Annotated in this window: 20 protein-coding genes and 1 tRNA gene; 15 read left to right on the top strand and 6 right to left on the bottom strand. The window is 56.4% G+C overall.

Going from position 1 to position 26726, the window contains the following annotated elements; all coding sequences use genetic code 11:
* Positions 1–160 precede the first annotated feature (160 nt).
* From JTM80_RS12445 to sds, 8 genes are all read left to right on the top strand, one after another.
* Complete coding sequence (locus tag JTM80_RS12445) at positions 161–2116, top strand: S9 family peptidase (protein WP_172356169.1); 1956 nt, start codon at positions 161–163, stop codon at positions 2114–2116.
* Positions 2117–2540: 424 nt separating this feature from the next.
* On the top strand, positions 2541–3314 hold the full coding sequence (rfbF, locus tag JTM80_RS12440) for a glucose-1-phosphate cytidylyltransferase (protein WP_172356171.1): 774 nt from the start codon (positions 2541–2543) through the stop codon (positions 3312–3314).
* 122 nt (positions 3315–3436) lie between these two features.
* Positions 3437–4657, top strand: coding sequence for an L-2-hydroxyglutarate oxidase (gene lhgO / locus JTM80_RS12435; RefSeq protein WP_172356173.1), 1221 nt, complete (start codon positions 3437–3439; stop codon positions 4655–4657).
* Between the two features lie 266 nt (positions 4658–4923).
* Positions 4924–5946: an NAD(P)-dependent oxidoreductase gene (locus JTM80_RS12430; protein WP_172356174.1), complete on the top strand. Its 1023-nt coding sequence runs from the start codon at positions 4924–4926 to the stop codon at positions 5944–5946.
* A 2-nt stretch (positions 5947–5948) separates the two neighbouring features.
* Positions 5949–6494, top strand: coding sequence for a dTDP-4-dehydrorhamnose 3,5-epimerase (gene rfbC, locus JTM80_RS12425; RefSeq protein WP_068509017.1), 546 nt, complete (start codon positions 5949–5951; stop codon positions 6492–6494).
* Between the two features lie 5 nt (positions 6495–6499).
* Positions 6500–7855: an NAD(P)H-dependent oxidoreductase gene (locus tag JTM80_RS12420; RefSeq protein ID WP_172358931.1), complete on the top strand. Its 1356-nt coding sequence runs from the start codon at positions 6500–6502 to the stop codon at positions 7853–7855.
* A 691-nt stretch (positions 7856–8546) separates the two neighbouring features.
* Positions 8547–9770, top strand: coding sequence for a polysaccharide biosynthesis/export family protein (locus tag JTM80_RS12415; protein ID WP_172356176.1), 1224 nt, complete (start codon positions 8547–8549; stop codon positions 9768–9770).
* Between the two features lie 1268 nt (positions 9771–11038).
* Positions 11039–12007, top strand: coding sequence for a solanesyl diphosphate synthase (gene sds / locus JTM80_RS12410; protein WP_172356178.1), 969 nt, complete (start codon positions 11039–11041; stop codon positions 12005–12007).
* 110 nt (positions 12008–12117) lie between these two features.
* Here the strand turns inward: sds and JTM80_RS12405 are convergent, their stop codons facing one another.
* Positions 12118–12711, bottom strand: a complete 594-nt coding sequence (locus JTM80_RS12405; RefSeq protein WP_172356180.1) for a sulfite oxidase-like oxidoreductase — start codon at positions 12709–12711, stop codon at positions 12118–12120.
* A gap of 162 nt (positions 12712–12873) precedes the next feature.
* Positions 12874–13041: a 50S ribosomal protein L32 gene (rpmF, locus tag JTM80_RS12400; protein WP_172356182.1), complete on the bottom strand. Its 168-nt coding sequence runs from the start codon at positions 13039–13041 to the stop codon at positions 12874–12876.
* A 134-nt stretch (positions 13042–13175) separates the two neighbouring features.
* Here rpmF and JTM80_RS12395 point away from each other — a divergent pair.
* Positions 13176–13247 (top strand) — tRNA-Val (locus tag JTM80_RS12395).
* Between the two features lie 680 nt (positions 13248–13927).
* Here JTM80_RS12395 and JTM80_RS12390 read toward each other — a convergent pair.
* The gene (locus JTM80_RS12390; RefSeq protein WP_172356184.1) at positions 13928–15463 is read right to left on the bottom strand and encodes a helicase C-terminal domain-containing protein; all 1536 of its coding nucleotides are present in this window, start codon (positions 15461–15463) and stop codon (positions 13928–13930) included.
* A 209-nt stretch (positions 15464–15672) separates the two neighbouring features.
* On the opposite strand from JTM80_RS12390, the gene JTM80_RS12385 reads away from it, so the two are divergent.
* Positions 15673–16512, top strand: coding sequence for a prephenate/arogenate dehydrogenase (locus JTM80_RS12385; RefSeq protein ID WP_172356186.1), 840 nt, complete (start codon positions 15673–15675; stop codon positions 16510–16512).
* Positions 16513–16588: 76 nt separating this feature from the next.
* On the opposite strand, the gene JTM80_RS12380 is transcribed toward JTM80_RS12385, so the two are convergent.
* On the bottom strand, positions 16589–17134 hold the full coding sequence (locus JTM80_RS12380; protein WP_172356188.1) for a PadR family transcriptional regulator: 546 nt from the start codon (positions 17132–17134) through the stop codon (positions 16589–16591).
* Positions 17135–17241: 107 nt separating this feature from the next.
* Between JTM80_RS12380 and JTM80_RS12375 the strand changes: the two genes are divergently transcribed.
* From JTM80_RS12375 to rsmG, 4 genes are all read left to right on the top strand, one after another.
* The gene (locus JTM80_RS12375; protein ID WP_172356190.1) at positions 17242–17781 is read left to right on the top strand and encodes a DUF4188 domain-containing protein; all 540 of its coding nucleotides are present in this window, start codon (positions 17242–17244) and stop codon (positions 17779–17781) included.
* A 73-nt stretch (positions 17782–17854) separates the two neighbouring features.
* Entirely contained in the window at positions 17855–18748 is an 894-nt protein-coding gene (locus JTM80_RS12370) for a class II fructose-bisphosphate aldolase (RefSeq protein ID WP_172356192.1), read from the top strand.
* Positions 18749–18815: 67 nt separating this feature from the next.
* Positions 18816–19472 (top strand): ABC transporter ATP-binding protein, encoded by a 657-nt coding sequence (locus JTM80_RS12365; RefSeq protein WP_172356195.1) that lies wholly within the window; start codon positions 18816–18818, stop codon positions 19470–19472.
* A 23-nt stretch (positions 19473–19495) separates the two neighbouring features.
* The gene (gene rsmG, locus JTM80_RS12360) at positions 19496–20296 is read left to right on the top strand and encodes a 16S rRNA (guanine(527)-N(7))-methyltransferase RsmG (protein ID WP_205371365.1); all 801 of its coding nucleotides are present in this window, start codon (positions 19496–19498) and stop codon (positions 20294–20296) included.
* Between the two features lie 40 nt (positions 20297–20336).
* Here rsmG and JTM80_RS12355 read toward each other — a convergent pair whose 3' ends face one another.
* Positions 20337–21347, bottom strand: coding sequence for a diguanylate cyclase domain-containing protein (locus JTM80_RS12355; protein ID WP_172356199.1), 1011 nt, complete (start codon positions 21345–21347; stop codon positions 20337–20339).
* A gap of 426 nt (positions 21348–21773) precedes the next feature.
* Between JTM80_RS12355 and JTM80_RS12350 the strand changes: the two genes are divergently transcribed.
* Positions 21774–23000 carry an ABC transporter ATP-binding protein gene (locus JTM80_RS12350; RefSeq protein ID WP_205369516.1) on the top strand — a complete coding sequence of 409 codons (1227 nt, stop codon included), beginning with the start codon at positions 21774–21776 and terminating at the stop codon, positions 22998–23000.
* Positions 23001–23072: 72 nt separating this feature from the next.
* Here JTM80_RS12350 and JTM80_RS12345 read toward each other — a convergent pair whose 3' ends face one another.
* Complete coding sequence (locus tag JTM80_RS12345) at positions 23073–26507, bottom strand: PAS domain S-box protein (RefSeq protein ID WP_205369515.1); 3435 nt, start codon at positions 26505–26507, stop codon at positions 23073–23075.
* Between the last annotated feature and the right edge of the window lie 219 nt (positions 26508–26726).

Raw genomic sequence — 26726 nt, 5'->3', positions numbered from 1 at the left:
ATGTAGGCTCGATGTCAGAATGCCATCAGCCCTTGTGCAACTGCCATCAAGTCCTGTACCAGACATCCTGTGCCAGACATCCTGTGCCAGACATCCTGTGCCAGACATCGAATGTGAGAACTCCCTTTGCTCCGCAGACGTTAGCAGGAAACCCGTGATCATGCCGCAGATTGCCCCCTTTGGCTCCTGGAAATCGCCTATTACCTCAGACTTGATTGTGGCGGGAAGCTTGCGCTTGGGGGAGGTGCGGCTGGATGGCGGCGATGTGTACTGGAGTGAGGGGCGGCCGTCGGAGGGCGGGCGGAACGTGGTGGTGCGGCGATCGCCCTCCAATGCTCTAGATGCTTCCACGCTGGATCTCACTCCTCTACCGTTTAACGTTCGGACTCGCGTGCATGAGTATGGCGGCGGTGCGTACATCGTGCAGGATGGCATTGTATATTTCTCGAACTTTGCGGATCAGCGCTTGTATCAAATAAGTCCGGGTGAAGCGCCGCAGCCAATTACGCCCGAATGTGCATTTCGCTATGCCGATGCCGTGTGCGATCGCGTGCGAAATCGCCTCATCTGTGTGCGCGAAGATTATTCCCAAAATGATCACGAACCTGTGAATACGATCGTGTCTGTCAGCCTCTCATCCACAGATGGAGGGCTAGATGCAGGAACGGTGCTGGTGTCGGGCAGCGACTTCTACGCCTTTCCCCGGCTGAGTCCTGACGGCTCGCGGCTGTGCTGGATCGAGTGGAACCATCCGAATATGCCGTGGGACGGCACGACACTGTGGGTTGCGGAGGTTAATGCAGACGGTTGTTTGGGAGAACCGCAGAAGATTGTTGGCGGCGAGGCGGAGTCGATTTTTCAGCCCGCTTGGTCGCCGAATGGAGAATTGTACTTTGTGAGCGATCGCACGAACTGGTGGAACCTCTACCGCTGGAACGTTGCCACTGCCACGCCAGAGCCGCTCTGTCTCAAGTCTGCCGAGTTTGGGCTGCCGCTGTGGGTGTTTGGCATGTCTACCTACGGCTTTGAGTCGGCAGAGTCGCTGATTTGCACCTACAGCGAAGACGGCATTTCTAAACTGGCGCGGCTGCACACGCGCACGCTGGAACTCACCGAGATTCCCACCCCCTACACCAGCATTGGCGGCCTTCAGGTGGCGGGTTCCTCGGTGGTGTTTGGCGCGGGTTCGCCGACCACACCGGGGGCGATCGCCCATCTCGACCTATCTACGGGGCAAATCACGGAACTGCGACGCTCTAGCACGCTGGAAATTGATCCTGGCTACATTTCTGTACCGCAGGCAATCGAGTTTCCCACGACCCACGGCCTCACTGCCTACGGCTTTTTCTATCCGCCCCAAAATCAGGATTTCATCGCACCCGCCGGGGAAAAACCGCCGCTGTTGGTGAAAATTCACGGCGGGCCCACCGCTGCCACCAGCGCCACCTTCAGCCCCAGCATCCAATACTGGACAAGCCGGGGCATCGCCATATTGGACGTGAACTATGGCGGCAGCACGGGCTACGGGCGCGAGTATCGCGAACGGCTGAAGGGCAACTGGGGCATTGTGGACGTAGACGATTGCGTGAATGGCGCGAAGTATCTGGCAGACCAGGGCTGGGTGGATGGCGATCGCCTCTGCATCGACGGCGGCAGCGCGGGCGGCTATACCACGCTGGCGGCGCTGGCGTTTCGTGATGTGTTCAAAGCTGGGGCCAGCTACTACGGCGTAAGCGATCTAGAGGCGCTGGCAAAGGACACCCACAAGTTTGAATCGCGCTATCTGGACGGGCTGATTGGCCCCTACCCTGCCCGCCGAGATTTGTATATCGAGCGATCGCCCATCTATGCCATCGATCGGCTCAACTGCCCCCTCATCTTTTTCCAGGGCGATGAAGACAAAATCGTGCCGCCCAATCAGGCGGAGATGATGGTCAACGCGCTGCAAGAAAAGGGACTGCCCGTCGCCTACGTGCTGTTTCAGGGCGAACAACACGGCTTCCGCAAAGCAGAGAACATTAAACGGGCGCTGGACAGTGAACTCTATTTCTATGCGCGAGTGTTTGGTTTTCCGCTGGCAGAGGAGATGGAAGCAGTGGCGATCGCCAACCTCTAAGCCTCTAAGCCTCTAAGTCCGCAAGCCTACGCAAGGGGCAAGTTCGCAAGATCCGTCAAGCTCGATTGGCTTCATAGATTGGCTCTATAGATTGGTTCTACAGATTGGTTCTACAGATTGGCTCTAATTTCAAATGACTTCGCATGAATTCACGTAGCCCAGACGTTCAAGACAGGTTTTCGATCGGGTGACTGTACAGCTTGCCTTCAAAACCTATGTAATTTCACGAGTTACCTGCTCATAAAAATAAGAAAATCATGAACCTATCTCTGTAAATTTGTCAAAAATCTCACATGAAGTTCTCTGTAAATGTCCTGTTAGCCCGCTGCTTTACTTGATCTTCACTTCAGATCCTCGAAATTTTACGAGCATTCCTGGGAGTCTGCTTAAAAATAGGCTTAGAGAGTTTACACAGGGTAACCCTATGAAGGCAGTCATCTTAGCTGGAGGATTGGGGACTCGCTTGAGCGAGGAGACATCTATCAAGCCAAAGCCGATGGTGGAAGTAGGCGGACAGCCAATTCTCTGGCACATCATGAAGATCTACTCTGCCCACGGCATCAACGACTTCATTATTTGTTGCGGTTATAAGGGTTACGTCATCAAAGAATACTTCGCAAATTATTTTCTGCGGATGTCGGATGTCACATTTGACATGCGATTTAACCAGATGAACATTCACTCCGGCTATGCCGAACCCTGGCGCGTTACGCTGGTAGATACGGGCGAAAACTCGATGACCGGGGGCCGTCTACGTCGCGTTCGAGAGCATATTGGGAATGAAACCTTCTGCTTCACCTACGGCGACGGCGTGAGTGATGTCAACATCACCGAATTAGTGGAATTTCACAAGCAGCAATCGACGCTGGCAACGCTGACAGCAGTGCAGCCCCAGGGTCGTTTTGGGGCGATCGCCCTCGGCGAAGAGCAGACCAAAATCACCCAGTTTCACGAAAAGCCTGTGGGCGACGGAGCCTGGATCAACGGCGGCTATTTCGTGCTGGAGCCAGAGGTCATCGACTACGTTGAAGACGACTTGACTGTGTGGGAACAGGAGCCGCTACAAAAGCTGGCGCACATGGGTCAACTCTCTGCCTACAAGCACGCAGGCTTCTGGCAACCCATGGATACCCTCAAGGATAAGAACTACCTGGACGAACTCTGGAAAAAAGGAAAAGCCCCTTGGAAGACCTGGTAGGGGTGCTTTGGGTTGGGTTTCTAAACCAACACTGCTGTGACTTGACGCAACGCGCGAACCGCGTCGAACCTTGTTCGGCGGGTTCTCAAGCGACGAATAGCCAATCCTAAGGACGGAGATTCATGTACGATTTTGCAATTATTGGCGGTGGCATCGTTGGTTTATCCACAGCAATGGCGCTGGGTCGTCGCTACCCAGATGCCAAGATTGTCCTGTTTGAGAAAGAAAGCCGGTGGGCCTTTCACCAAACGGGCAACAACAGCGGCGTGATTCACTCCGGCGTTTATTACAAACCGGGCAGCTTCAAGGCAAAGTTTTGCCGCGACGGCTGCCAGTCGATGGTGGCGTTTTGCCGCGAACATGACATCCCCCACGAGGTCTGCGGCAAGGTAATCGTGGCAACCGAGGAGCATGAGCTACCGCTGCTGGAAAATCTCTATCAGCGGGGTCTGCAAAACGGCATCCAGGTCGCCCGAATTTCGGCTGAAGAAGTGCGAGAGATTGAGCCGCATGTGAATTGTCTGGCTGGGGTGCGTGTATTTTCGACGGGCATTGCCGACTACAAGCAGGTCTGCCAGAAGTATGCAGAACTGGTGCGGGCCCAAGGCGGTGAGCTATATCTGAATACTAAGGTAGAGCGCATCGTTGACCTGACCAATGGAAAGGCAGTGGAAACCAACAACGGAACGTTTGAGGCGAAGCTGCTGGTGAACTGTGCTGGCCTGCACAGCGATCGCGTCGCCAAGATGGGCGGGGTCGATCCCGAAGCCAAGATTGTGCCCTTTCGGGGAGAATATTACGAACTCACGCCCGAAAAGCGCTATCTGGTAAAGGGGCTGATTTATCCCGTGCCCAACCCGGCGTTTCCGTTTCTAGGGGTTCACTTTACCCGCATGATCGACGGCAGCGTCCACGCCGGCCCAAACGCCGTGCTGAGTCTCAAGCGCGAGGGCTATAAGAAAACCGATTTTGACCTCAAGGATTTTGCTGAGGTGATGACCTACCCCGGCTTTTGGAAGCTGGCGGCAAAGCACGCTGACGAGGGCATCCAGGAAATCATCCGTTCATTTAGCAAGGCAGCCTTTGTGCGGAGCTTGCAGCGGCTCATCCCCGAAGTGCAGTCTGAGGATCTGGTGCCGACCCACGCGGGCGTGCGGGCCCAAGCGTTGATGAACGATGGCAAGCTCGTGGACGACTTCTTGATTGTGAAGGGGAAAAACTCCATCCACGTCTGCAATGCGCCGTCTCCGGCGGCGACCTCCTCGCTGGAGATTGGCAAGGCCGTCACCGAGCAGATTGCCGAACAGTTTTCGCCTGCCACGTCCCCTGTGCAAGCGGTCTAAGGGCGATCGCCCCCTAAGAGCTAATTTATGAAGCAAATCTTAAGAAGCCTGAAACTCTTGGCATGTGTGGCTTTGAGGTCATGTTTGCCCAGGAAAAGCGGTTTCTCGGAAATCCTTGATTAACAAGGCTTTCAGGCTCCTTTACAAATTAGCTCTAAAATCCCCCTTTTGTTCACACCTTCTCGTCCCTTCTGAGCAGCCCAAGCCAGTCTCGGAACATCTGGCATATCAGCGTTTACAGTACACACAACACAGGAATCCACAGCATGAAAGTATTGGTCACTGGAACCGAAGGATATCTGGGCAGCCTTTTAGCACCGCTGTTGATGGATCGCGGCTTTGACGTGATTGGCGTAGACACAGGTTTTTATAAAGTCGGCTGGCTTTATAACGGCACAGATAAAACTGCGAAAACCTTAAACAAGGATATCCGCCACATTACGCTGGAAGACCTAGAAGGCGTAGAAGCCGTGGTTCACATGGCGGAACTGTCCAATGACCCCACGGGCCAGCTTTCCCCCAACATTACCTACGACATTAACCACAAGGGGTCTGTCCGCTTGGCAGAACTGGCCAAGCAGGCAGGGGTGCGCCGTTTTGTGTATATGTCCTCTTGCAGCGTATACGGAGTTGCCTCTACGGATGTCGTGTCGGAGGAAACCCCGGTCAACCCCCAAACGGCCTACGCTGAATGCAAAACGCTCGTGGAGCGTGATGTCAAGCCGATGGCCGACGACAACTTCTCGCCCACCTTCATGCGAAACGCGACTGCGTTTGGTGCGTCGCCCCGGATGCGCTTTGACATCGTGCTAAACAACCTGTCGGGTCTGGCTTGGACGACCAAAGAGATCAGAATGACCAGCGACGGTACGCCCTGGCGTCCGCTCGTCCACGCCCTTGACATCGCCAAGTCCATCATCTGCACGCTGGAAGCGCCGCGTGACATTGTTCATAATCAGGTCTTCAACGTGGGCGACACGGCGAATAACTATCAGGTCAAGCAGATTGCCGAGATCGTGGCAGAAACGTTCCCCGGCTGCCAGCTCAGCTTTGGCGACAACGGCTCAGACAACCGCAGCTATCGCGTGTCGTTTGAAAAGATCAACACCCAGCTTCCTGGTTTCAAATGCGAGTGGGATGCGCGTCGGGGTGCTGAGCAGCTTCGCAAGGTGTTTAGCCAGATCGACATGACGAAAGAGGTGTTTGAGGCTCGCGGCTTCACGCGCCTGAAGCAGCTTGAATACCTGATTCGCACGCAGCAAATCGACAAGGATTTCTTCTGGAGCTAGTCATGATTTTTACCGAAACCAAACTTAAGGGCGCGTTCATCATCGACCTGGACTATCGCGAAGATCATCGCGGCGCGTTTGCTCGCACCTTCTGTGCCAAGGAATTTGAGGCGCATGGGCTGAAGCCGACGGTGGCGCAATGCAACCTGTCGTTTAACCACAAGGCAGGCACTCTGCGCGGAATGCACTATCAGATTCCCCCGGCTGCGGAAACCAAGCTGGTTCGCTGCACGCGGGGCGCAATCTACGACGTGATTATCGATATGCGGCCCGATTCGCCGACCTACAGGCAGCATATCGGCGTGGAGTTGACGGCTGAAAATCGCCGTGCCCTGTACATACCAGAGATGTTTGCCCACGGCTATCAAGCCCTGACGGATGGGGCAGAGGTGGTGTACCAGGTTGGTGAATTCTACACCCCTGGCTATGAGCGCGGCCTCCGCTATGACGACCCAGCCTTTGGCATTGAGTGGCCGATGGAGGTGACCGTCATTTCTGAGAAGGACGCTGCTTGGGCGCTGTTTGAGAACGTTGCAGTAGGAGTATAGAAATGCTGTATATCATAGACACCGCATTAAAGACTCGCCAGGAAGCGGGCAACCCGATTCGGGTGGCGATGGTGGGCGCGGGCTTCATGGGGCGCGGCATCGCCAATCAGATTGTGAATTCCGTTCCGGGTATGGAGCTGGTGGCAATTTTCAACCGCAGCGTAGAGGGTGCAGTTCGCGCCTACAGCGAAGCGGGTTTGGACAATATCCGCACGGTGAAGACGCTGGGTGAACTGGAAGATGCGATCGTCCAGGGGGTTCCCGCCGCAACGGATGACGCAATGCTGCTGTGTCGCGCCGAAAGCATTGATGCCATTATCGAGGTGACGGGCGCGATCGAGTTTGGCGCGCAGGTGGTGCTAGAGGCGATCGCCCACAAAAAGCACGTCGTGCTGATGAACGCCGAGCTAGACGCAACCATCGGCCCCATCCTCAAGGTCTATGCCGATCGGGCAGGCGTGGTGCTGTCGGCCTGCGATGGCGACCAGCCCGGCGTGCAAATGAACCTCTACCGCTTCGTCAAGAGCATCGGCCTCACCCCCTTGCTCTGCGGCAACATCAAGGGCCTGCAAGACCCCTACCGCAACCCCACCACCCAAGAAGGCTTTGCCAAGCAGTGGGGGCAAAAAGCCCATATGGTCACCAGCTTCGCCGACGGTACCAAGATTTCCTTTGAGCAGGCGATCGTTGCTAATGCCACAGGCATGACCGTTGCCAAACGCGGCATGTATGGCTACGACTTTAACCGCAATGCCGACGCGCTGGTTGAGCAGTTCAACCTGAAATACACCGGCCACATCGACGACTGCACCAAGCTGTATGACGTGGACGAGCTAAAGTCTCTGGGTGGCATTGTGGATTACGTTGTGGGCGTGCGTCCGGGCCCTGGCGTGTTTGTCTTCGGGACTCATGACGACCCGAAACAAAAGCACTATCTCAACCTGTACAAGCTTGGTGAAGGGCCGCTCTACAGCTTCTACACACCGTACCACCTCTGCCACTTTGAAGTGCCGCTGTCCGTTGCCCGCGTGGTGCTGTTCCAGGATGCGGTTCTCGCTCCTGCGGCGGGCCCCAAGGTGGATGTCGTTGCAACTGCCAAAATTGACCTGAAGGCCGGCGAAACCCTGGACGGCATCGGCTACTACATGACCTACGGCCAGTGCGAAACGGCGGAAATTACGCAGGCGCAGCGCCTACTGCCGATGGGCTTGGCAGAAGGGTGTCGTCTGAAGCGCGATATCCCCCGCGATCAGGTGCTGACCTACGATGATGTGGAACTTCCAGCCGGTCGCCTGTGCGACAAACTGCGGGCTGAGCAAGATGCCTACTTTGCCCCAGCCAAGGTTCCGGTATTGATTTAAGCAACGCGATGTGCAACTTTCAATCTGCCCTCATCCCCCAACCCCTTCTCCCAAGTCGGGAGAAGGGGAGCAAGAGAGGCTTGAAGTTCCTGTCCCACTCTAGTGCGTGTTTTAAAATCCTTTGATCCCCCCTTAGCCCCTCTTAACAAGGGGGGAACCGAGCCGGGCCACTCCGGAAGTCCCCCTTTTGAAGGAAGGGGATCGACTCAGGGCAATCAATGACCTAGAAAGTTTTAAAACAGTGCCTAGGAGAGGAATTTAGGGTGAGGGAATTGGCCAAGTTGCACATCTTCTTGCCCATCTCCCAGTGAGTCCTGACAGTCCTTGGCATTCAAGGTTTTTCCAGGCTTGGTTTTCAGGTTTCTTTTAGGTTTCATTGGGGTTGGGCAACTCCGCTTGGGCAGCCCAACCTCGATTTTTATTTCTAATTGCCGGCTTGAGCGATTCAGGCGTTGCGATTTTGCTTTCCAAAAAGGACTGCTATATTAATCCTGCAATATTGCTTTCCATATTGATACTCAACGATACTAATCGTCAGTTTTAGATTCAGGTTTAGATACCGAGTCGTTTTCCCTGAAATTGGGCGATCGCCCCCCTTGCTCCCCTGCTATTTCTCCCCTGCTTTTACTGCCCGTCATCCTGCCCACCCCTGACAACGCACAGTCAGGTTCACCCTGAGGTCTGGTTGGAGATGCTGTTTTCTTATCCTGAAACGTCGTTTGCCCCCAGTCAGCCCAAGCGACCCCAGCAAGCCCCTCGTCGGATTGTGCGGGCGATCGCCTTTGGGCTGGTGATGCTCTACACTGCCCCCGTTCTGGCGCAGACCGCCATTCCATCTTCTAATGCCAGCGCCAATGTCCAGCCTGCCGCACCGATGCCGCCGGAGGGCCGCCCACTGCCGCCCAACTACGAGTCCGATTATGTCCTGGGTGCAGGCGACGCAGTGCAAATTGACATTTTCAACGTGCCTAACCTGAGCGGCGAAAATGCCCGCTACTCGGTGCTGGTAGACGGTTCGCTGAACCTGCCGTGGATTGGCAAAGTCAATGTGCGGGGACTGACGCTGCAAGAGGCATCAGATGCGATCGCCAGCCGCTATGCCGAGTTTATTCGGGAGCCGATTGTGACGGTGACGCTGCTCACACCGCGCCCCATGCGAGTGGCGATCGTCGGCGAAGTGAACCGTCCAGGAGCCTATACAACAGGACAAAGCGTGGGAACAGGCCCAGCCGGACAGACCACGCTAGAAACCCGTGGCGAAGCCAGAGCGGGAGAACTTCGCACGGTTATTGAAGCAATTCAGACCGCAGGCGGCATTACGCAGCTTGCAGACGTGCGAAATGTGGAAGTTCGTCGCCCGCGCCTGAATGGCACCGAAGAGGTTATTTTGGTTGATTTGTGGGCGTTCTTGCAGTCTGGCAACTTGCAGCAAAATGTGACCCTGCGGGATGGCGATACGGTGATCGTGCCCACGGCAACGGCTTTGAATCCTGATGAAAGCCAACGTCTCGCTGCTGCTAGCTTCTCTCCCGACACGATTAGCGTCAATGTGGTGGGTGAAGTGGTTCGGCCGGGCACGGTTTCTGTTAGCCCAAACACATCTCTCAATCAGGCAATCCTGGCGGCGGGCGGGTTTGATGATGTTCGGGCTTCCAAGGGCCGGGTCACGCTGATCCGGCTAAATCCGGATGGAACTGTGGCTCGACGCGAAATTCCGGTAGACCTATCGGCTAACCTGAATGACGAAACCAACCCGATCCTGCGAAGCAATGACATTGTGGTGGTTAGTCCTTCGGGTCGGGCTAGGACGACCGATGTTCTGGGGGTAATTGGTGGGGCGGTTGGTGCGGTGCTGAACCCGATTGGCGCATTGTTCAATATTTTTCGCACGGTGGATGATATTAACCGCGATTAGGGCTGCCAGCGGGATAGCAGCCAGATCGAATATGCCTTTCGACGAACTAGAAAACCCTCCGTCTCCTGCACAATGGCGGGGTTCGGAGGGTTTCTGAGAGCTTGCATAGCATAAAGCGTGTTTTGTGGCTAAAGCATTTTGTGGCTAAAGCTAGGAAGCCTGTGGGGCAAGGATTACGGCTGCGATCGCTGCACTACCATCAGCAGCAAGTACACTGCCAGCAGGTAAAAAGCAGCCAGGATGGGAATCGTGAGCGGAATACCGAAGGAAGCCATGGCGAACCATTCCATTAAACATTACGGTTTACAGGAAAAATATAGGGAAAGGGTCGAAAGACCCATAAGCAAATCAAATCTGAGCAAAACAAGTCACTGCGCTGCCGCAAGTAAGTCTTGCATCCAGCCAGTGAACCGTAACCAAACCGACCGTAACCCAACCAGAAGCGACACCTTACCAAATACCACCGAGGGCGATCGCCCAAAAGCAATTGCCTCTGGCTTGGCAGACATCACTCGTCCACGTCTGGAGTCGAATGCCGCAACCTACAAGCCTGGTAAACTCCAGACCGATGGGCGATGCATCTGGCTCGTCAAACGAAGTATTGAAAAAAACGAAGCATTGAGAGCAAGCCGAAGCTAGCTCCTTGACCCAGATGGTCAATATCTGAATCAGAATCCAAGACGCTGGTAGCGAATACCCCATGATCAGATCTGGGACAACATTTGATACAAAAATGCCGTCCCATTCACAGGATCACTAAGGTCATATACCCTGAACTCAGCAGCACCGGAAGCGGCGACCAAAACTCTTGGCGAGAACAGAAGACACAAAGACCTCCAGAAAGACCCGTGGCTTAACGTTCTCGTACCAGAGCTTTGAAGACAGCGATCGCCGACTGCTGCACCAACCTCCCAAAAGCAATCTACCAGGTAAGGGGGCACCGGGTAGACACGCTCATAAGCTGCTAGGCAAGTAGCAATCCCAGAGCCGCCCTTTAGTTAGCACTTCTAGAAAAAACTTCCAGAGGAAGGTTCTCAAAAGGAAGGTTCTTAAAATATTTAATTGTTGGATACCTTGTAGCTATAAGAATAACATATCAGTCAAGTTCATGAGAGAATGTTTACAAAACTGTAATAATCCTGAAAGGCTTATCAGTTCAGTGAACTCTGGCATTTCTATCAAGAATTTCATCCCACAGATGGGAGGGGGTAGCTTAGAATAAAGGCAAATATGTAAAATTTCGTAACTAAGTATATCGCTGCGTCTCCATGACCTCAGTCACCTCTCTCTTTGCACCTGTCGATGCCGATCTCTGTCAACTGACGGACAACTTAAAGCAACTGGTCGGTGCTCGCCATCCCATCCTCTACGCGGCAGCGGAGCACCTGTTTGGGGCGGGTGGAAAGCGTCTGAGACCAGCGATTGTGCTGCTCATTTCCAGAGCCACCAGCATCCCCGACATCACGCCCCGACACCGCCGCTTAGCTGAGATCACCGAGATGATCCACACTGCCAGCCTGGTTCACGACGATGTTGTGGATGAGGCAGAACTGCGGCGGGGTGTGCCGACGGTTCACAGCAGCTTTGGCAATCGGGTAGCAGTGCTGGCGGGTGACTTTCTGTTTGCACAGTCCTCATGGTATCTGGCAAATTTGGATAACCTGGAAGTAGTGAAGCTGCTGTCGCAGGTGATTATGGATCTTGCTGAAGGCGAGATTCAGCAGGGGCTAAATCGCTTTGACACTGGAACTAGCCTGGAAGCCTATCTCGACAAGAGCTATTACAAAACCGCGTCCCTTATTGCCAACAGTGCCAAGGCGGCAGGCGTGCTGAGTGATGCCTCATCAGAGACCTGTCACCATCTGTATAGTTATGGTCGCCATATCGGTCTAGCTTTTCAAATCGTGGATGACCTGCTAGATTTTACGGGTTCTGCTGATGCCCTGGGCAAGCCTGCGGGTTCCGATTTGCGAAGCGGCAACCTGACCGCTCCAGCGCTCTATGCCCTTGAGGAAAAACCTTATCTGGAAGTGCTAATCGAGCGGGAGTTTGCCCAAGAAGGCGATCTGGAACAGGCGCTAGCGCTGATTGAAGACAGTCGGGGATTAGAGCGATCGCGCGAGTTAGCCAACCACCATGCTCAGCTTGCCGTGCAGCACATTAGCATTTTGCCCGCTTCGGAGTCCCGTCAGGCGTTGATTCAATTGGCTGACTACGTGCTAAGCCGTAGCCATTGAGTCATCGCCTAGAACGTAATCGCCAAGGGCGATCGCCCAACTGCCGAGCTTCGGCTAATTAGGCACTTGTGCTGTTAACTAGGCACTCGTGCTGTCAAGTGCTGTGCAGATTAGTCGCTGTACCGCTCCTCTGCCCAGGGTTCCCCCCGGCGGTGATACCCGTTTCTTTCCCAAAAACCTAACTCTTCGTGGTCTAAAAATTCCAGCCCGTTGATCCACTTCGCACTCTTCCAGGCGTAGAGGTGCGGCACCACCAGCCGAACTGGGCCGCCGTGTGGGGCAGGCAGAGGCTCGCCCGCCAGCGTGTGGGCCAGGAAGTTCTCTTCTCGTAAAAAGTCAGCTAGCTCCAGATTCGTGGTGTAGCCACCATAGCTGTGCTGCATGACGTGGGTAGCGCTGGGATTAAGCTTGACTTGCCGCATCAGATCAGTCACCTTGACTCCTGTCCACTGGACATCCAGCTTTGACCAGGTTGTGACGCAGTGAAAATCAGCCGTGAATTCCGTCTGCGGCAGGCTCAAAAGATCTGCATAGGTCAGCGTCAGCGGTTCAGCGAGTCCCCAAATCTTTAGCTCCCAAACATCGCTGGAAATGTCGGGGGTTGCTCCGTAGGTCAGGACTGGGAAACCGCTAGCGAGGTGTTGCCCAGGCGGAACTCGATCCCGTTGCTCTGGTGCGGGGGGCCTAAAAAACTTGCCTAGCATAGAGTCCGCTTAGGTGGGTTTTAGTTGGGTTATAGATTCACACCAATAGGGGCGATCGCCTCTTCCTAAATTATTGCACTGAAGCATGATGCGCTGACAGCATGAACCATGCTCAGGGATGCTAATGCAGGGTCAGACGATCTGCCACCATCCGTCTCGTTTCTACTCTTCTTCTTCCGGTTGGGGATAGACAAAGCCTGTGGAGCGGCCAGTCAACACCGACTTGCCCAGAGACAGCGCACGCTGAGCTTGCAGAGCGGCCTTGCGCTTCCAGGTGGCTTTGCGCTGATCGCGCTTTGATTTGGAGGTTTTCTTCTTAGGAACTGCCATAGCTGCCGACGGTTCAGATTTTTACAACCTTTCTATGGTAGTGCAAAAGCCCCTGAGTTGAGCAGGGGTGCGAGTAAATCGGTATTTTGAAAAGTTTGTGGATTTAAGAAGCTTGTGCTACATTAAAAGACTGCGGGCGATTAGCACAGTGGTAGCGCACTTCCTTCACACGGAAGGGGTCACTGGTTCGAATCCAGTATCGCCCATAAATTAGGAAAACCCTAAAAAGCCCACTCTATCAAGCTCTGCAAGCTTAGTGCGGGTCGGTTTTTGGCGTAGGGTGTTTGAATAGTACAACTGTAGGGCTTGGTTATTGAGAGCCAACTTCAGAGATGTTTTGACTATCAGGGGCTAGTACACAGGTTCGCTTCGCCGTACACCACACCCAAGGTAGTCCACCCATGTACACCACAAGATCTGGCGAAGCCCGGCTGACTGACAAAACTAATCGACGGCATAAGCTAGGTGGACATTAATAAATATAAAACCCAAAGACCCTGCGCCGCCCGCGCAGCGGGCGGCGCAGGGTTCAGGATCTGTTTTTTAATCTGGTCTATCTACTTAGAGAGAGGAGTTCACAACATTTGCGCTTTTGAGTGGTATCTAAGCTTAGAACGCTGGCTCTCCTCTCTCCTCAGTTCTCCGAAACTACCCCACCACAAGCTGGTCAGCAGCTTTTAAGAAACTTTTGTCAGTCAACCGGGGTATCGGGTAAGGGTACGATACTCAGAGCTTAGCAATATCGGTAAAGACTAAAACCAAGCACTTATACTCATCGCAAAAGCAGAATGCACTCGATGACAGGTGCGATGACAGATGCAGTGACAGCGGCGTTGGGTGATAACTGGAGTTGATACTGTGTGGAGCGCGAGCAGCTTCTATCCGGCTATTCCAGAATGCCCATGCCTTCGAGGTGTCGAAAGAGGCTGGCATCGAGGTAATTAATCCGGGCCAGGGGAGCTAGGGCGGCGAGGACTTGTTGGCCGTAGCTGCGGTAGTTTACACGGGTGTCGAGCAGAGCAACCACACCCTGGGACTCGCGGGCAGGGGCGATCGCCCGTTGCAGTTCGCTCAGCGCTTCGGGCAATAGATAGAGCCGAAACCAATCCTGGCGCTGCTGTTTGTAGTAGGCGACGCGGCCAGACACCAGCGGCTCCTCTAGCGACGGAATGGGCAGCGTGGTGATGACCAGCAGGCTGGGCGCGGGCAAGACGGCCTGCTGCTCTCGCCAAAACTCCCAGCCACATACCAGAATGCCGCGCTCATCCAGACAGGTTTTTTCCACCTGCACGCGGGAGCCATACTCCGCCGCCAGTTGCGACCCAAGCTGCGATCGCAGCGGCACATCCCCCACTAGCACCACTGTTAATCCCTGCTGTGCTACGTTCGCCGCCAGCATGGCCCGCAGTTCGCTCATCAGCGCGGGCTGAAACTGGGGCGTGTTGGGCAGGGGAAAGCGATCGGGCAGGTAGAGATGAATAAGCTCGTGCTGGCGATCGGGCGAAAACTTGAGACAGGTAACATCCTCCAGCCCAATGCGCTGCCGATAGATTTCCGCGTCGGTTTCCTGATCCACCGCGCCGCCCACCAGCACCACGGGCTGCTGTATCCACACGGGGCGCAGGAGTTCTGCTAGGTCTGCGGGCGCACAGGCGATCGCAAACTGACCCAGCCGACGGTTTACATCTGCCCAGATCATCTGCCCCGGCTGCGGATAGTGCTGCCAAAACTGCCGCCAGACATCGGGCAGGGCAGCGGTTTCCTCGGCAAGCCGCTGTGCCAGTTCGCTCAATACCGCTAGCTCGGCTGCATCTAGCAGATAGCAATCGTAGGGATTTGCCGGATGCTGAAACAACTGGCGGGTGAGCCGCACCCGCATATCTCTAATTTGCTCCGTTTGGCTAGGACAGGCCAGCATCAGCGCGTCCCAGTCGGCAGGACGGAGCGTAACGGTTAACTCTTGGCGGGCCCAGCACTCCAGATCATCTGCACCGTCAAAGATGGTTGGCACTGCGGGCGGAAAGCGGCCTTCATTTCGCAGGCGATCTGCCAGCCAGGATTGGGGCGTAGTCAGCAGCAAACCCTGAAACCCGTCTTGCGGGAGGCGATCGCCCGTCCGAATTGCCTTTGTTGCCGGAATCCACTGGCGCAACCGGGGAATCTCCACCATCAGCAGGCGCTGCTGCACTGCCTCCGGAGCCACCAGCACCGTCGCCTCAGGCCACAGCAGCGCGGGCATCAAATAGCTCAGCCGATAGCGCCCATGATAGCCCGACGGCGCACCCGCCTGCACCAGCGCACTGCGCCCCAGCCGCAGGGCCCGCGCCACCAGCCGCGCCATCGTCAAATGATGGGGCCAGTAGGGTTCGCCTTGCGCCCGCAAAAACGCCCGTAGCTGTTGATGAACCTCGACCTCGATCACGCGCTGGTTTCATTCTCCGGTGGACTGTCCTTCATTGTGACATACTCGCTTGGTGGTGTTGGGGGAGCGAGGGAGGGGAGAAGAATGAAGAACGAAGAGTGAAGAGTGAAGAGTGAAGAGTGAAGAGGCTTCGTTTTTCGTTTTTTCCGTCCCATCCCCTCTCCGGTAAAATAACGGGACTGCACGATAAACCAGGCGGAGCGCGGGCTGTGAAGATTGGCATTATTGGGCTGGGGCTGATTGGTGGGTCGCTGGCGCTGGACTGGCGATCGCTCGGCCACACGATTTTGGGCATGAGCCGTCGGGCGGAAACCTGTGAGCGGGCGATCGCCCTGGGCGTGGTGGATCGGGCGAGTCCTGACCTGGCGCTGATGGCAGAAGCAGCGGTGGTGGTGCTGTGTACGCCGCTGGGGGCGATGGAGGCGACGGTGGAGGCGCTGCTGCCACACTTGCAGCCCGATGCCATCTTGACCGATGTGGGATCGGTGAAGCAGCCGATTGTAGGGGCGATCGCCCCACGCTGGCCCCACTTTGTCGGTGGACATCCGATGGCGGGCACGGCCGAAAGCGGGCTGGAGGCTGCCCAGCGCCATTTATTTGTCGATCGCCCCTACGTGCTGACCCCCATCGACAGCACCCAACCCGCCGATTTGGAAACGGTTGCGGAATTAGTGCGATCGCTCCAGGCGCGGCTATACCAGTGCCCGCCCGCCGCCCACGATCGCGCCGTTGCCCTAATTTCCCATCTGCCTGTGATGGTCAGCGCAGGGCTGATTGCAACCTGCTTCGCGGAACCCGATGCAGAGGTGCTGCAACTGGCGCAATGCCTTGCCAGCTCTGGCTTTGCGGACACCAGTCGCGTCGGCGGCGGCAACCCCGAACTGGGGGTGATGATGGCGCAATACAACCAGACGGCGCTGCTGCACGGGCTGCATCAATACCGCGATCGCCTCGACCAAATGATTCACCACGTCGAAACCCAAAACTGGCCCGCCCTGGAAGCGCTGCTCCAGCAAACGCAGCAGGCCCGCCCCCAGTTTCTCCGCTAGCCTGCTGTTTAGTCTTCGCCCTTGGGACGATGCTATTGAGGCGACGGCGCTTCTCTGCCGCATCCAGATTGCAGCCTCAAGATTGCAGAAGGGCGATCGCCGCTTCACACCAGGCGAGCCAGCCCTGCTCATAGTGCAGCCCATTCAGCAGCGTTAAATAGACGTATTTCGACTGGGCCGAGAGGGTGTCGGGATGCTGGAAATAACTCTGCTGAATTTCCTGATAGATGGCGAGGCGCTGCTGGTGCTGCTGGCGCTGGGTTTCTAGCTTGCGAATCATGGCTTCGGGCGGCACTAGATGACCCGCATAGAGCTTCACCAGCAGGTCGTCTTTCATGGGCATGGGGTCGTCGGGTTCGGCGATCCACTCGCGCAACGCCTGCTGCCCCGCCTCGGTGACGGAGTAAATCCGCTTGTCGGGGCGGTGGTCTTGCGGCACAGTTTCCGCTTGCAGCCAGCCTTTTTCTTCTAGTCGCCCCAGTTCCCGATAAATCTGCTGAAAGCTGGCCGTCCAGAAGAAGCCGACAGAACTTTCGACCGACTGGTCAAACCGTTTTGCCAGGTCATAGCCGCTGCATGGCTTGTGGAGCAGGGCCGCGAGAATTGCATGGGCGATCGCCATCGGGATGTCTTAACCCAATCCTTGACATATTCAACAATGCGAATATACCATACTGACTATACTCAATTTATTGAGTAATCTACTTTTTGAATTTCTGGAGTCTGGTGATGAACCCACTACCTTCCCGGCCCGATTCAGCTCAAAGCTCTGCTCAAACGGCTCATTCTCTAGTCAGGCCTGGTCGCTATACCGCGCAGATCGACACCGAGTTTGTCGTGTTTCTAATTGGGATGCGCGTGAATCAGCCGTGGGCATTTGGCAAATGGCTGCCCGTTGCCCAGGCGATGGGGCCGATGATCAAAACGCTGACGGAACATCCCGAAAAGGGCTTTTTGGGTGCAGAGAGCTTCTTTCGGCTCTTTCCCCTGGGCATCATGATGATGTCCTACTGGCGATCGTTTGAAGACCTGGAGCGCTTTGCCCGCAGTCCGTCTGAACCGCACCTCCCGGCCTGGCAGGCGTTTAACAAGGCCGTGGGCAGCGATGGCAGCGTTGGCATCTGGCACGAAACCTACTTAATTCAGCCGGGGCAATACGAAGCGATCTACGGCAATATGCCCGTCTTTGGGCTGGCGGCGGCGACGGAGCATGTGCCTGTGGGTCGGCGGGGCGAGGGGGCGCGGGAGCGGGTGAGGTCAGCGGGGTGATGCGATGATGCGATGATGGAATGAAGGAAAGAGCGACCTTTCTCTTCCGCCCCGCCTCATCTCTTTCAAACCCATGCTCACCTCCACCCAAGAACTGCTGGAAACAGCGCGGCGCAATGCCTACGCCATTGGTGCATTTAACGTCTATAACCTAGAGGGCGTGAAGGCGGTGGTGGAGGCGGCGGAGGCGTTGCAGAGTCCGGCAATGCTGCAACTGCATCCGAGTGCGCTGAAGTATGGGCGATCGCCCTTAGTGGCGCTCTGTCTGGAAGCGGCGCGGGCTGCATCGGTTCCTATTTCGGTGCATCTCGACCACAGCACCTCCGCAGCCGATATTCAGGACGCGCTGACGGCGGGGATGCGCTCGATCATGGCGGACGGGTCGCCGCTGCCCTATGCCGAAAATCTGGCTTTTACCCGCGACATGACGGCCTTGGCGCATCGCTATGGCGCAGTGGTCGAGGCGGAAATCGGGCGGATTAGCGGCATCGAAGACGGGCTGACCATTGCGGAAAAGGAAGCCAAAATGACCGACCCAGATCAAGCGGTGGAATTTGTCGCGGCGACGGGGGTAGACGCGCTAGCCGTGACCATCGGCAACGTCCACGGGGAATATAAAAGCCCGCCCCGGCTCGATTTTGATCGGCTGGCGAGAATCCGGCAGCGGCTCTCGATTCCGCTGGTGCTGCACGGCGCATCGGGCTTGCCCGCAGAGATGATTAGCCGTTCGATTCAGCTTGGCGTGTGCAAGTTTAACGTCAATACTGAGGTGCGGCAGGCGTATATGGCGACGCTGGCGGGACAGGTCTGCGGTGACGATGAGCAAGACTTGCTGGATGTTACGCAAGAGGCGATCGCCGCCATGCGATCGGTCATTATGGAAAAGATCCGTCTGTTTGGCTCCGACGGCAAAGCTCACCAGCACCAGACCCCCTACGCCGCCATGCTGCTGCACGCCCAGACCTGATTCCTGCCTGATCTCTGACGCTGATCCTCGCTCTCTAAGCCCTGATCTTAAGCCCTGATCTCTCCCCATGCTCCATCTGCGCGACGTTAGCTATCATCCTGCCGCCACGCCCAGCCCGATTTTAAAGGACATCAGCCTGGACATGGCTCCGCAGCAGTTGGGGCTGATCGTCGGGCCGAGCGGCTCTGGCAAAAGCACGCTGCTGGAAATCCTCAGCGGGCTGGCCAAGAAAACGTCGGGCACGATTCGCTGGCGCGATCAGGACTTGAACCCGGAATATCTGCGGGAGCTGGCGGGGCTGGTGTTTCAGTTTCCAGAGCGGCACTTTTGCGGCAGCACAATTTTGGAAGAACTGCGGCTGGGCCATCCCGAACTGAGCCGCGATCGCCTCCATCACGCGCTCCAAGAAGTGGGTCTGGATCATCTCTCTCTGGGCACATCACCCCGCGACCTCAGCGGGGGCCAGCAGCGGCGACTGGCGCTGGCCGTGCAGTTGATTCGCCAGCCCTTTTTGCTGCTGCTAGACGAACCCACCGCTGGGCTGGACTGGTCGATGCGGCAGCAGTTGGTCAGCGTGTTGGCGCGGCTCAAGCAAGACTGGTGTCTGCTGGTGGTGTCCCACGATGCCAGCGAACTGGCGGCGATCGCCGACCGCTGCTGGACGCTGCACCACGGCCAACTCCAGTCCGTCGAGCCGTCCCTCTTCATCACTGCCAGCGCCTAGCCGCCGCCGATACCTCCTTCAGCATGAGCCACGCTGCGTCATTCCCCACGCTCCCCACCCTGCCCGAACTGTGGCAGACCACCCTCGGCTGGCAGCCCACCCCCGCCCAGCAAGAGCAGTTTCAGCAGCTTTATACCTACATCCTGGACGGCAACCAGCGCCTCAACCTGACCCGCATCACCGACCCTGAAGAGTTTTGGGAAAAGCATCTGTGGGACTCGATGAGTGGACTGGTGGGGGTTCGGGAGTGGGGGCTGGGAGTTAGCGATTGTGAGAGGCGCGGCACGTTGGAAAATCCTCCAGCCCTCCCGTCCTCCCTGCGGCTGATCGACATCGGCACTGGCGCAGGCTTTCCTGGTATTCCTGCTGCGCTGACCCTGCCCCAGGCCCAGGTGACGCTGCTGGATTCGACGCGCAAGAAGCTGGCGTTTTTGGAAACGGTGCTGGTGCAGGTGGGGGTGCAAAATGCCCAGACCCTTTGCGATCGCGCTGAATCGGTGGGGCAAGCTCTGCAACACCGCGAACAGTATGATGGGGCGCTGCTGCGGGCGGTGGCTCCGGCGGCAGTCTGTGCCGAATATGCGCTGCCGCTGCTGAAGCTGGGCGGGGTGGCGGTGCTGTATCGCGGGCAGTGGGGCGAGGCGGAAACTGCTGCGCTGAGGCCGGTTCTGACACTTCTGGGGGGGAACCTGGAGGCGATCGCACCCTTCACCACGCCGATCAGCCGTGCCGCCCGCCACTGTCTGTATTTGCGAAAAACCGCGCCTACCCCGGCGGAGTTTCCCCGTCCGGTTGGGGTTCCCAGCCAGAAGCCCCTGGAGTAGCGCTGGATCGGCGGTTCGGATCGGCGGTTCGGATCGGCGGTTAGGAATCTGGAGTCGCCACTACGATGCGATCGCGCCCAGACTGCTTGGCTCGATAGAGCGCCTGATCAGCAGCGGCAATCAGTTGGTCGGGTTCCTCGTCGAGTTGGGGAATCAGCGTGGCAATGCCCTGGCTCAGCGTGACAATGGGCGCAGCGGACGAGGCGGCATGGGGCAGCGCCAGCGCTTTGATACTTGCCTGAATTTCCTGGGCGACCTGCTGCGCTCCCTCGCGGACGGTGTTGGGCAAGATCACTGCAAATTCTTCGCCGCCGTAGCGGGCTACCAGATCTACGGCGCGTTTTACGGCAGCGTCAATCACCTGGGCCACCTGTCGGAGGCACTGATCGCCCTCTTGGTGGCCATAGACATCGTTGTAGGCCTTGAAGCAGTCTACATCGCAGAGGATCAGCGAGAGGGGCTGCTGTTCGCGCAGCATGTGCTGCCATTCTTGCGACAGGTATTCATCAAAGCGGCGGCGATTGGCGACCTGGGTCAGCCCGTCGGAATTGGCGAGGCGCTTTAGCTCCAGGTTGGCGGCTTGGAGGGCGGCTTCGGCGGCTAGGCGATCGCGCATTTCCTGCTGTAGCCGCTCGTTTTGCGCCTGGAGCTGCTGCTGGAGTCGGCGCAGGGTTAGATGCGTCTCGACTCGTGCCACCACCTCCTGCACATGAAAGGGTTTGGTGATATAGTCCACCCCGCCTACCGCAAAGGCTTTTACTTTGTCTACGACTTCGCTGAGGGCGCTGACAAAGATGACGGAAATATCTCGCGTGCGCTGGTCCGACTTGAGCTGTTCGCAAACTGTAAAGCCGTCCATTTCGGGCATCGAAATGTCGAGCAGCACCACTTCGGTTCGCGTAGCGCGGGCGATCGCCAATCCCAAAGCGCCACTGTTTGCGGCTCTCACTTCATATCCTCTGCGCCGCAGCAAGCTCGTTAACAACTGTAGGTTGGCGGGCGTATCGTCCACAATCAGAATATTAATCACATCGACATCGGGTGCTTCCATGACAGACCCGCCAAGCTCGTTGCTAGAAGACTCTGCGTTAGATTTTTTCAAATGCCCTCTGATAAACTACTAGAGCTTTCAGACAAGATTTAGCCTCTTGAGCGCAGGATACCGGAGAAATAAACCATTTTGCTGTTTGACAGGGAGCGATTCAGCGCGGGTTTGTTGCAGTTGCAGGCGGACAGTTGCAGGCGGCTCGACCTGCTGCTTAAACCGTGATTGTATATTCCCTCATTACCATAGAGTTCCCGATAGTCTGTATGAGTTTGCAATAGATTGTTAAGTTCCTCGTATCCGTCCCGCTTGGTGCCTCAAACCAGGCCATCTTAATCAGAGCATCTCAATCAGGTCTTCTCAATCACGTCATCTCATCTTCTCAATCAGGTCTTCTCAATCGCACACGCTCTAGGAGTCAATAGAACTACGGTGGCTCAGGTTGTCTTAGAAAATCTCTACAAAAGCTTTCAGAAGGGCAAAGCTGAGGGCAAATCCCAGGCGGGTTCGTCGGCGGTGCTGCGACGCATCAACCTGACCGTGCGCGATGGCGAATTTATGGTGCTGGTGGGGCCGAGCGGCTGCGGCAAAAGTACGCTGCTGCGGCTGATTGCGGGGCTGGAAACGGCAACTGCTGGGAATATTTATGTGGGCGATCGCCTCGTCAACCCGTTGCCGCCCAACCAGCGGGATATTGCAATGGTGTTCCAGAGTTACGCGCTTTATCCCCACATGACGGTGTATGACAATCTGGCCTTTGGGCTGCGCCGTGCGGCCCGCGCTCTGACGGAACCTGCTGACACTCCGTCCTGGTGGCAAGACTGGCTGGTGGCGGCGACTCGTCCACTGCCCAAGGGGTTGCGCTACGTGACCGAGCGCGAACGGGCGATCGCCCAGCGGGTGCAGACCGTGGCCCAGATGCTCCAGATCGAACCCTTGCTGAACCGCCTGCCCAAGCAGCTTTCGGGTGGTCAAAAGCAGCGAGTGGCGCTGGGGCGGGCGATGGCGCGAAATCCGCAGGTGTTTTTGATGGACGAGCCGCTGAGCAACCTGGATGCTAAGCTGCGGACGGAAACCCGCGCCCAGATTGTGAACCTCCAGCGCAAGCTGGGCACAACGACGATCTACGTGACGCATGATCAAACAGAAGCGATGACGATGGGCGATCGCATTGCTGTGCTAAATGCGGGCCAGATTCAGCAAATCGCCACGCCACTGGAACTGTATAGTCGTCCGGCGAATCGGTTTGTGGCAGAGTTTATCGGATCGCCGCCGATGAACTTTTTGCCCGTGCAGGTGCAGCCGCCGCTGGTCATTGCCCATCCCCAGTTCCGCATGACGCTGCCCGAAAGCTGGGAACTGCTGCTGCGACCCTATGCGGGGCGATCGCTCGTGCTGGGCATCCGCCCCGAACACCTCAACCTCAGCCTGCCCGCTCCCAAAAACCTGCCCGGCCGTGTCCGCCGCATCGAGGCGCTAGGAGCCGATACCTTCCTCAGCGTTAGTATTCATGAACCCGGCAGTGAGGAACCCTGGCTGCAAGTCCGCATCGAACCCGATCGCGCCGTTTCGCCCGGAGATGAGGTGTGGCTGTCGCTGATGCCTGACAAGCTGCACCTGTTTGATCCCGATACGGGCGAAGCGCTGCGGCCAGGGTAGCCGCTCTGCTGGGAGTGTAGAGGTCTGCATCAGTCCTGACGGGTGCGGATGGCGGGGCGACTGATGGGTTAGCTAGCTGCTGGACTGCTCGCTGCTGGGGCGATTCCCGTAGGGATTGCTTCGCGAATCGCCCGACTCGGCGGGCTTCATCTGTTTCAGCGGAATCTTGACCACAAACTCCGCCCCGTTGCCCGGTTCCGAGTGGCACTCTAGCGTTCCGCTGTGGCGTTCGGTCACAATCTGATAGCTAATCGACAGCCCCATGCCTGTGCCTTTGCCGACGGACTTGGTTGTGAAGAACGGATCGAATAGACGCTGCCGAATGGCTTCAGGGATGCCGGGGCCGTTGTCGGAGATGCGGATAAACACCCACTGTCCGTTCAGCAAATCGGTGCGGATCTTGATGCTGGGTTTACGTTTTTTGTCCTGAAATGGGCTGTTGGGCTGGGCCATCGCCTCTTCGAGCGCGTCGATGGCATTACTGAGGATGTTCATAAACACCTGGTTGAGCTGGCCCGCATAGCACTCGACGTGGGGCAGGTTGCCGTATTCCTTGAGGATCAGGATTTCGGGGCGATCGCTCTTGCCCTTGAGCCGATTTTGCAAAATCATCAGCGTGCTGTCGATGCCGTCGTGGATGTCTACGGATTTGAACTCGGCTTCGTCCATTCGTGAAAAAGTCCGCAGGGACGCGACGATTTTTTGAATGCGCTCTGCTCCCACGCGCATTGAAGAGATAAGCTTGGGCAGATCTTCCAGCACAAACGGTAGGTCGATCGCGTCTGCCTCGTCCTGAATTTCGGGATGGGGCACGGGATAGTGCTTCTGATACAGACTTAGCAGCCCCAGCAAGTCCTGCGTGTAGCTGCTGGCATGAGACAGGTTGCCGTAGATAAAGTTCACGGGGTTGTTAATCTCATGGGCCACGCCAGCCACCAATTGCCCCAGGCTCGACATTTTTTCGGCCTGGATCATCTGCGACTGGGTGCGCTGAAGCTGTTGCAGCGCGTTCTGGAGTTCTTCGCTGCGCTGGCGGAGGGTGGCTTCGGAGCGTTCTAGCTCAAGCTGAGCCTGCTTGCGCTCGGTGATGTTGTTCATGATGCCTACCAGACGATAGACTTCACCCGCTTCGTTTTGCAGCAGCGCGCCATGATCTTCCACAAAGATGTAGCTGCCGTTGGCCTGAGCAAAACGGTATTCCACATGGTATTGCGATCGCTCGTTGATGGCTTTTTCCAGCATTTTGGCCGCCCGCTGGCGATCGCTTGGATGAATGCGCTGCTCCCAAGCTTCAACGTCCACCTGCTGAAACTCCTCTGGTGTGTTGCCGGTCATTTGGGCGATCGCTCCCGCCCAGCGGATTTTGCCAGACTTGAAGTCATAGTCGTAGATGAGTTGCCCGGTTTGCTCAGCCACCAGCCGGAACCGCTCCTCGCTTTCGCGTAATGCTGCCTCGGCCCGGCGAAATTCGCGGATATCGCGCATTACTGTAGACAGATAATCGACCTGTCCTTCAGCGTTTTTGTGGGCAATGATTAGTTGCGAAACAGGGATTTCTTCGCCCTCATGCGTCAGAACAGCCGTTTCGCCAATCCACGCCCCTTGTTCAACAGCAGCAGGAATCCCCTCTTGCAAAATGCGCTCTGTAGCCCAAGCAGGATGGAAGTTTGTGAGGGAGTAGTCTGCAAGCGAAGCGTCGAGAGCAATGCCAGCCACTTGGCGGCCAGCCCGATTCATGTAAAAGGGCGTTCCGTCTGGAGCGGTCGTGCCAATCAAGTCGGGGCTGGCTTCCAGAATCTCAATCAAGCGCGATCGCTCTTGCTGCATCTGCTTTTCGCGGGTGATGTCGCGGGCGGTGCCTGTGCTGCCCAAGATATTCCCCTGGTCGTCGCGCAGCACTGCCGCGCTAAACAGCAGCGTCACTCGCTGACCGTCCTTTGTAAGATACACCGACTCGTGGTTCAGCACTGATGTCCCAGAAACCACCCGTCGAAAGATTTCCCGATCTTGCTCTAGCTGTCCCGGTGCCAAAAAGTCGCTAAAGGGACGACCGAGCATTTCCTGAGGCTCATAGCCTAGAATGGTGCGAACGGCTGCATTTACAAAGCTAAAGCAGCCCTCGCGATCGCACGACCAGATCAAATCCTGCGACGTTTCCACCAGCAGCCGATAGCGGTTTTCACTGGCCGTCAGCGCATCTTCAGTTCTGCGGCGGTCGGTGATATTGATCGTGGTGCCAATGATGCGATAGACCTGCCCTTCCGCATTCCGAATCGGCGATAGGGTGGTGTCAAACCACTGGATATCGCCGTCGGAATAGCGAATCCGCTCTTCGTAGGAAATTGAGATGCCTGCTCGAACACAGCGCTCATAGTTCTTCTGAAAGCTCTTGGCTTGAACCGGGTCAAAGATCTCTGCCAGCGTCTTATTTCTAAAAGCTTGCTGAGGAATGCCTGTGATGCGAGTCAGCGTAGTGTTGCAGTCCACGACTCGAAACGCTCCCTCTGGGCTAATATCCACGACAAAAATGCCCTGATCGGTGCCGTTGTAGATGCTGCGAAGAAACTGCTCTTGCTCTTTTAGCTCCGCCGTGCGGGTTTCCACTCTTTCTTCTAGTTCGGCTTTTGCTTGCTCCAGCGCCAGCTCCGCCAGCCGCCGCTCGGTGATGTCGCGCACAGTGACGATGATGAAGTAGTGGCCCTTGGCATCTTGAAATCGCGTCTTGCGATCCATGAAGTAGTGAGTTTCTCCATCGGCTAGCTTGGCGGAGTGTTCAACTACATATTCTTCCCCTGTTGCCAAGACATGCTTATCGATCCTGCGGAGTTGGTCTGCTTCTGCTGCTGGAAACAGGTCGTAGTCTGTTTTGCCAATGAGTTCGCTGCGATCGCGCCCAAGCTGCTGGCACAGCGCCTCGTTGACCAAGACAAACCGAAACTGCTCGTCTTTCACCACCATCAGGTCGGGGTTGCCGTTGATCACGCTGTCGAGAAATCGCTCGGAATCTTGAAGGCGCTGCTCCGTCTGGCGGCGATCGCTCACATCGCTCACCATCGAAATAATGCCAATCACCTCATCGTTGGAATTGACCAGCGGCGTGTTAAACCATTCGCAGGTAATGGTGCGGCCGTCCTTAGTCTGGTTCTCGTTGATGCTGTGGGTTCCATTTTTTTGCTTTAGGATCTGCATCACGATTTCGTTCACCAGATCAAACTGCGACGCTGGCAGGATGAACTGATTGGCGTTGCATCCTAAAACTTCCTCCGCACTAAATCCAAAAATTCTCTCTGCGCTTGCGTTCCAGCTTATAACTTGTAGCTGGGAGTTCCACTCGATCACGGCCATCGGGCTGCGGTCGATTAGCAAGGAGAGCTTTCGCTCCAGATCGAGGGATGCCTTGCAGGGGTCAGATTGGGCTGGTTTGGGTGGCTTGTTAAGCGATTGGCTGGACAAAGCGACTGGCTGGCTCGACTGAAAACCCTGAGATTCAGAAGGCTGGGAGGTCATAACTGGCTGCAAACGTTAGGTGGACGAAGAGTGGGAAATTCGGGAAGATTCAGGGCTGGTTGTCTAGGGGCGCTGGGGAGGTTCCTGGAGAGGGTGCTGGGGGGCGATCGCCCTAAAGCTCTGCCAAAGTAAACGATCTTAAAGTTATGAAAACTTGCTACTCAGAATTCCCAAATCGAGCGATCAATTCAACCTTGAACCTTGCGGAAGGATTGAAAT

Origin of the sequence: Thermoleptolyngbya sp. PKUAC-SCTB121 (assembly GCF_016919485.1) — a bacterium.
Classification (GTDB): domain Bacteria; phylum Cyanobacteriota; class Cyanobacteriia; order Elainellales; family Elainellaceae; genus Thermoleptolyngbya; species Thermoleptolyngbya sichuanensis.
This window is presented reverse-complemented; position numbering and strand designations above follow the sequence as displayed.

Bases quoted from the DNA above. Each gene is read 5' to 3' on its own strand.
- JTM80_RS12445 (WP_172356169.1), top strand. From the start codon at position 161: ATGCCGCAGATTGCCCCCTTTGGCTCCTGGAAATCGCCTATTACCTCA.
- rfbF (WP_172356171.1), top strand. From the start codon at position 2,541: ATGAAGGCAGTCATCTTAGCTGGAGGATTGGGGACTCGCTTGAGCGAG.
- lhgO (WP_172356173.1), top strand. From the start codon at position 3,437: ATGTACGATTTTGCAATTATTGGCGGTGGCATCGTTGGTTTATCCACA.
- JTM80_RS12430 (WP_172356174.1), top strand. From the start codon at position 4,924: ATGAAAGTATTGGTCACTGGAACCGAAGGATATCTGGGCAGCCTTTTA.
- rfbC (WP_068509017.1), top strand. From the start codon at position 5,949: ATGATTTTTACCGAAACCAAACTTAAGGGCGCGTTCATCATCGACCTG.
- JTM80_RS12415 (WP_172356176.1), top strand. From the start codon at position 8,547: ATGCTGTTTTCTTATCCTGAAACGTCGTTTGCCCCCAGTCAGCCCAAG.
- sds (WP_172356178.1), top strand. From the start codon at position 11,039: ATGACCTCAGTCACCTCTCTCTTTGCACCTGTCGATGCCGATCTCTGT.
- JTM80_RS12405 (WP_172356180.1), bottom strand. From the start codon at position 12,711: ATGCTAGGCAAGTTTTTTAGGCCCCCCGCACCAGAGCAACGGGATCGA.
- rpmF (WP_172356182.1), bottom strand. From the start codon at position 13,041: ATGGCAGTTCCTAAGAAGAAAACCTCCAAATCAAAGCGCGATCAGCGC.
- JTM80_RS12380 (WP_172356188.1), bottom strand. From the start codon at position 17,134: ATGGCGATCGCCCATGCAATTCTCGCGGCCCTGCTCCACAAGCCATGC.
- JTM80_RS12375 (WP_172356190.1), top strand. From the start codon at position 17,242: ATGAACCCACTACCTTCCCGGCCCGATTCAGCTCAAAGCTCTGCTCAA.
- JTM80_RS12370 (WP_172356192.1), top strand. From the start codon at position 17,855: ATGCTCACCTCCACCCAAGAACTGCTGGAAACAGCGCGGCGCAATGCC.
- JTM80_RS12365 (WP_172356195.1), top strand. From the start codon at position 18,816: ATGCTCCATCTGCGCGACGTTAGCTATCATCCTGCCGCCACGCCCAGC.
- rsmG (WP_205371365.1), top strand. From the start codon at position 19,496: ATGAGCCACGCTGCGTCATTCCCCACGCTCCCCACCCTGCCCGAACTG.
- JTM80_RS12355 (WP_172356199.1), bottom strand. From the start codon at position 21,347: ATGGAAGCACCCGATGTCGATGTGATTAATATTCTGATTGTGGACGAT.
- JTM80_RS12345 (WP_205369515.1), bottom strand. From the start codon at position 26,507: ATGACCTCCCAGCCTTCTGAATCTCAGGGTTTTCAGTCGAGCCAGCCA.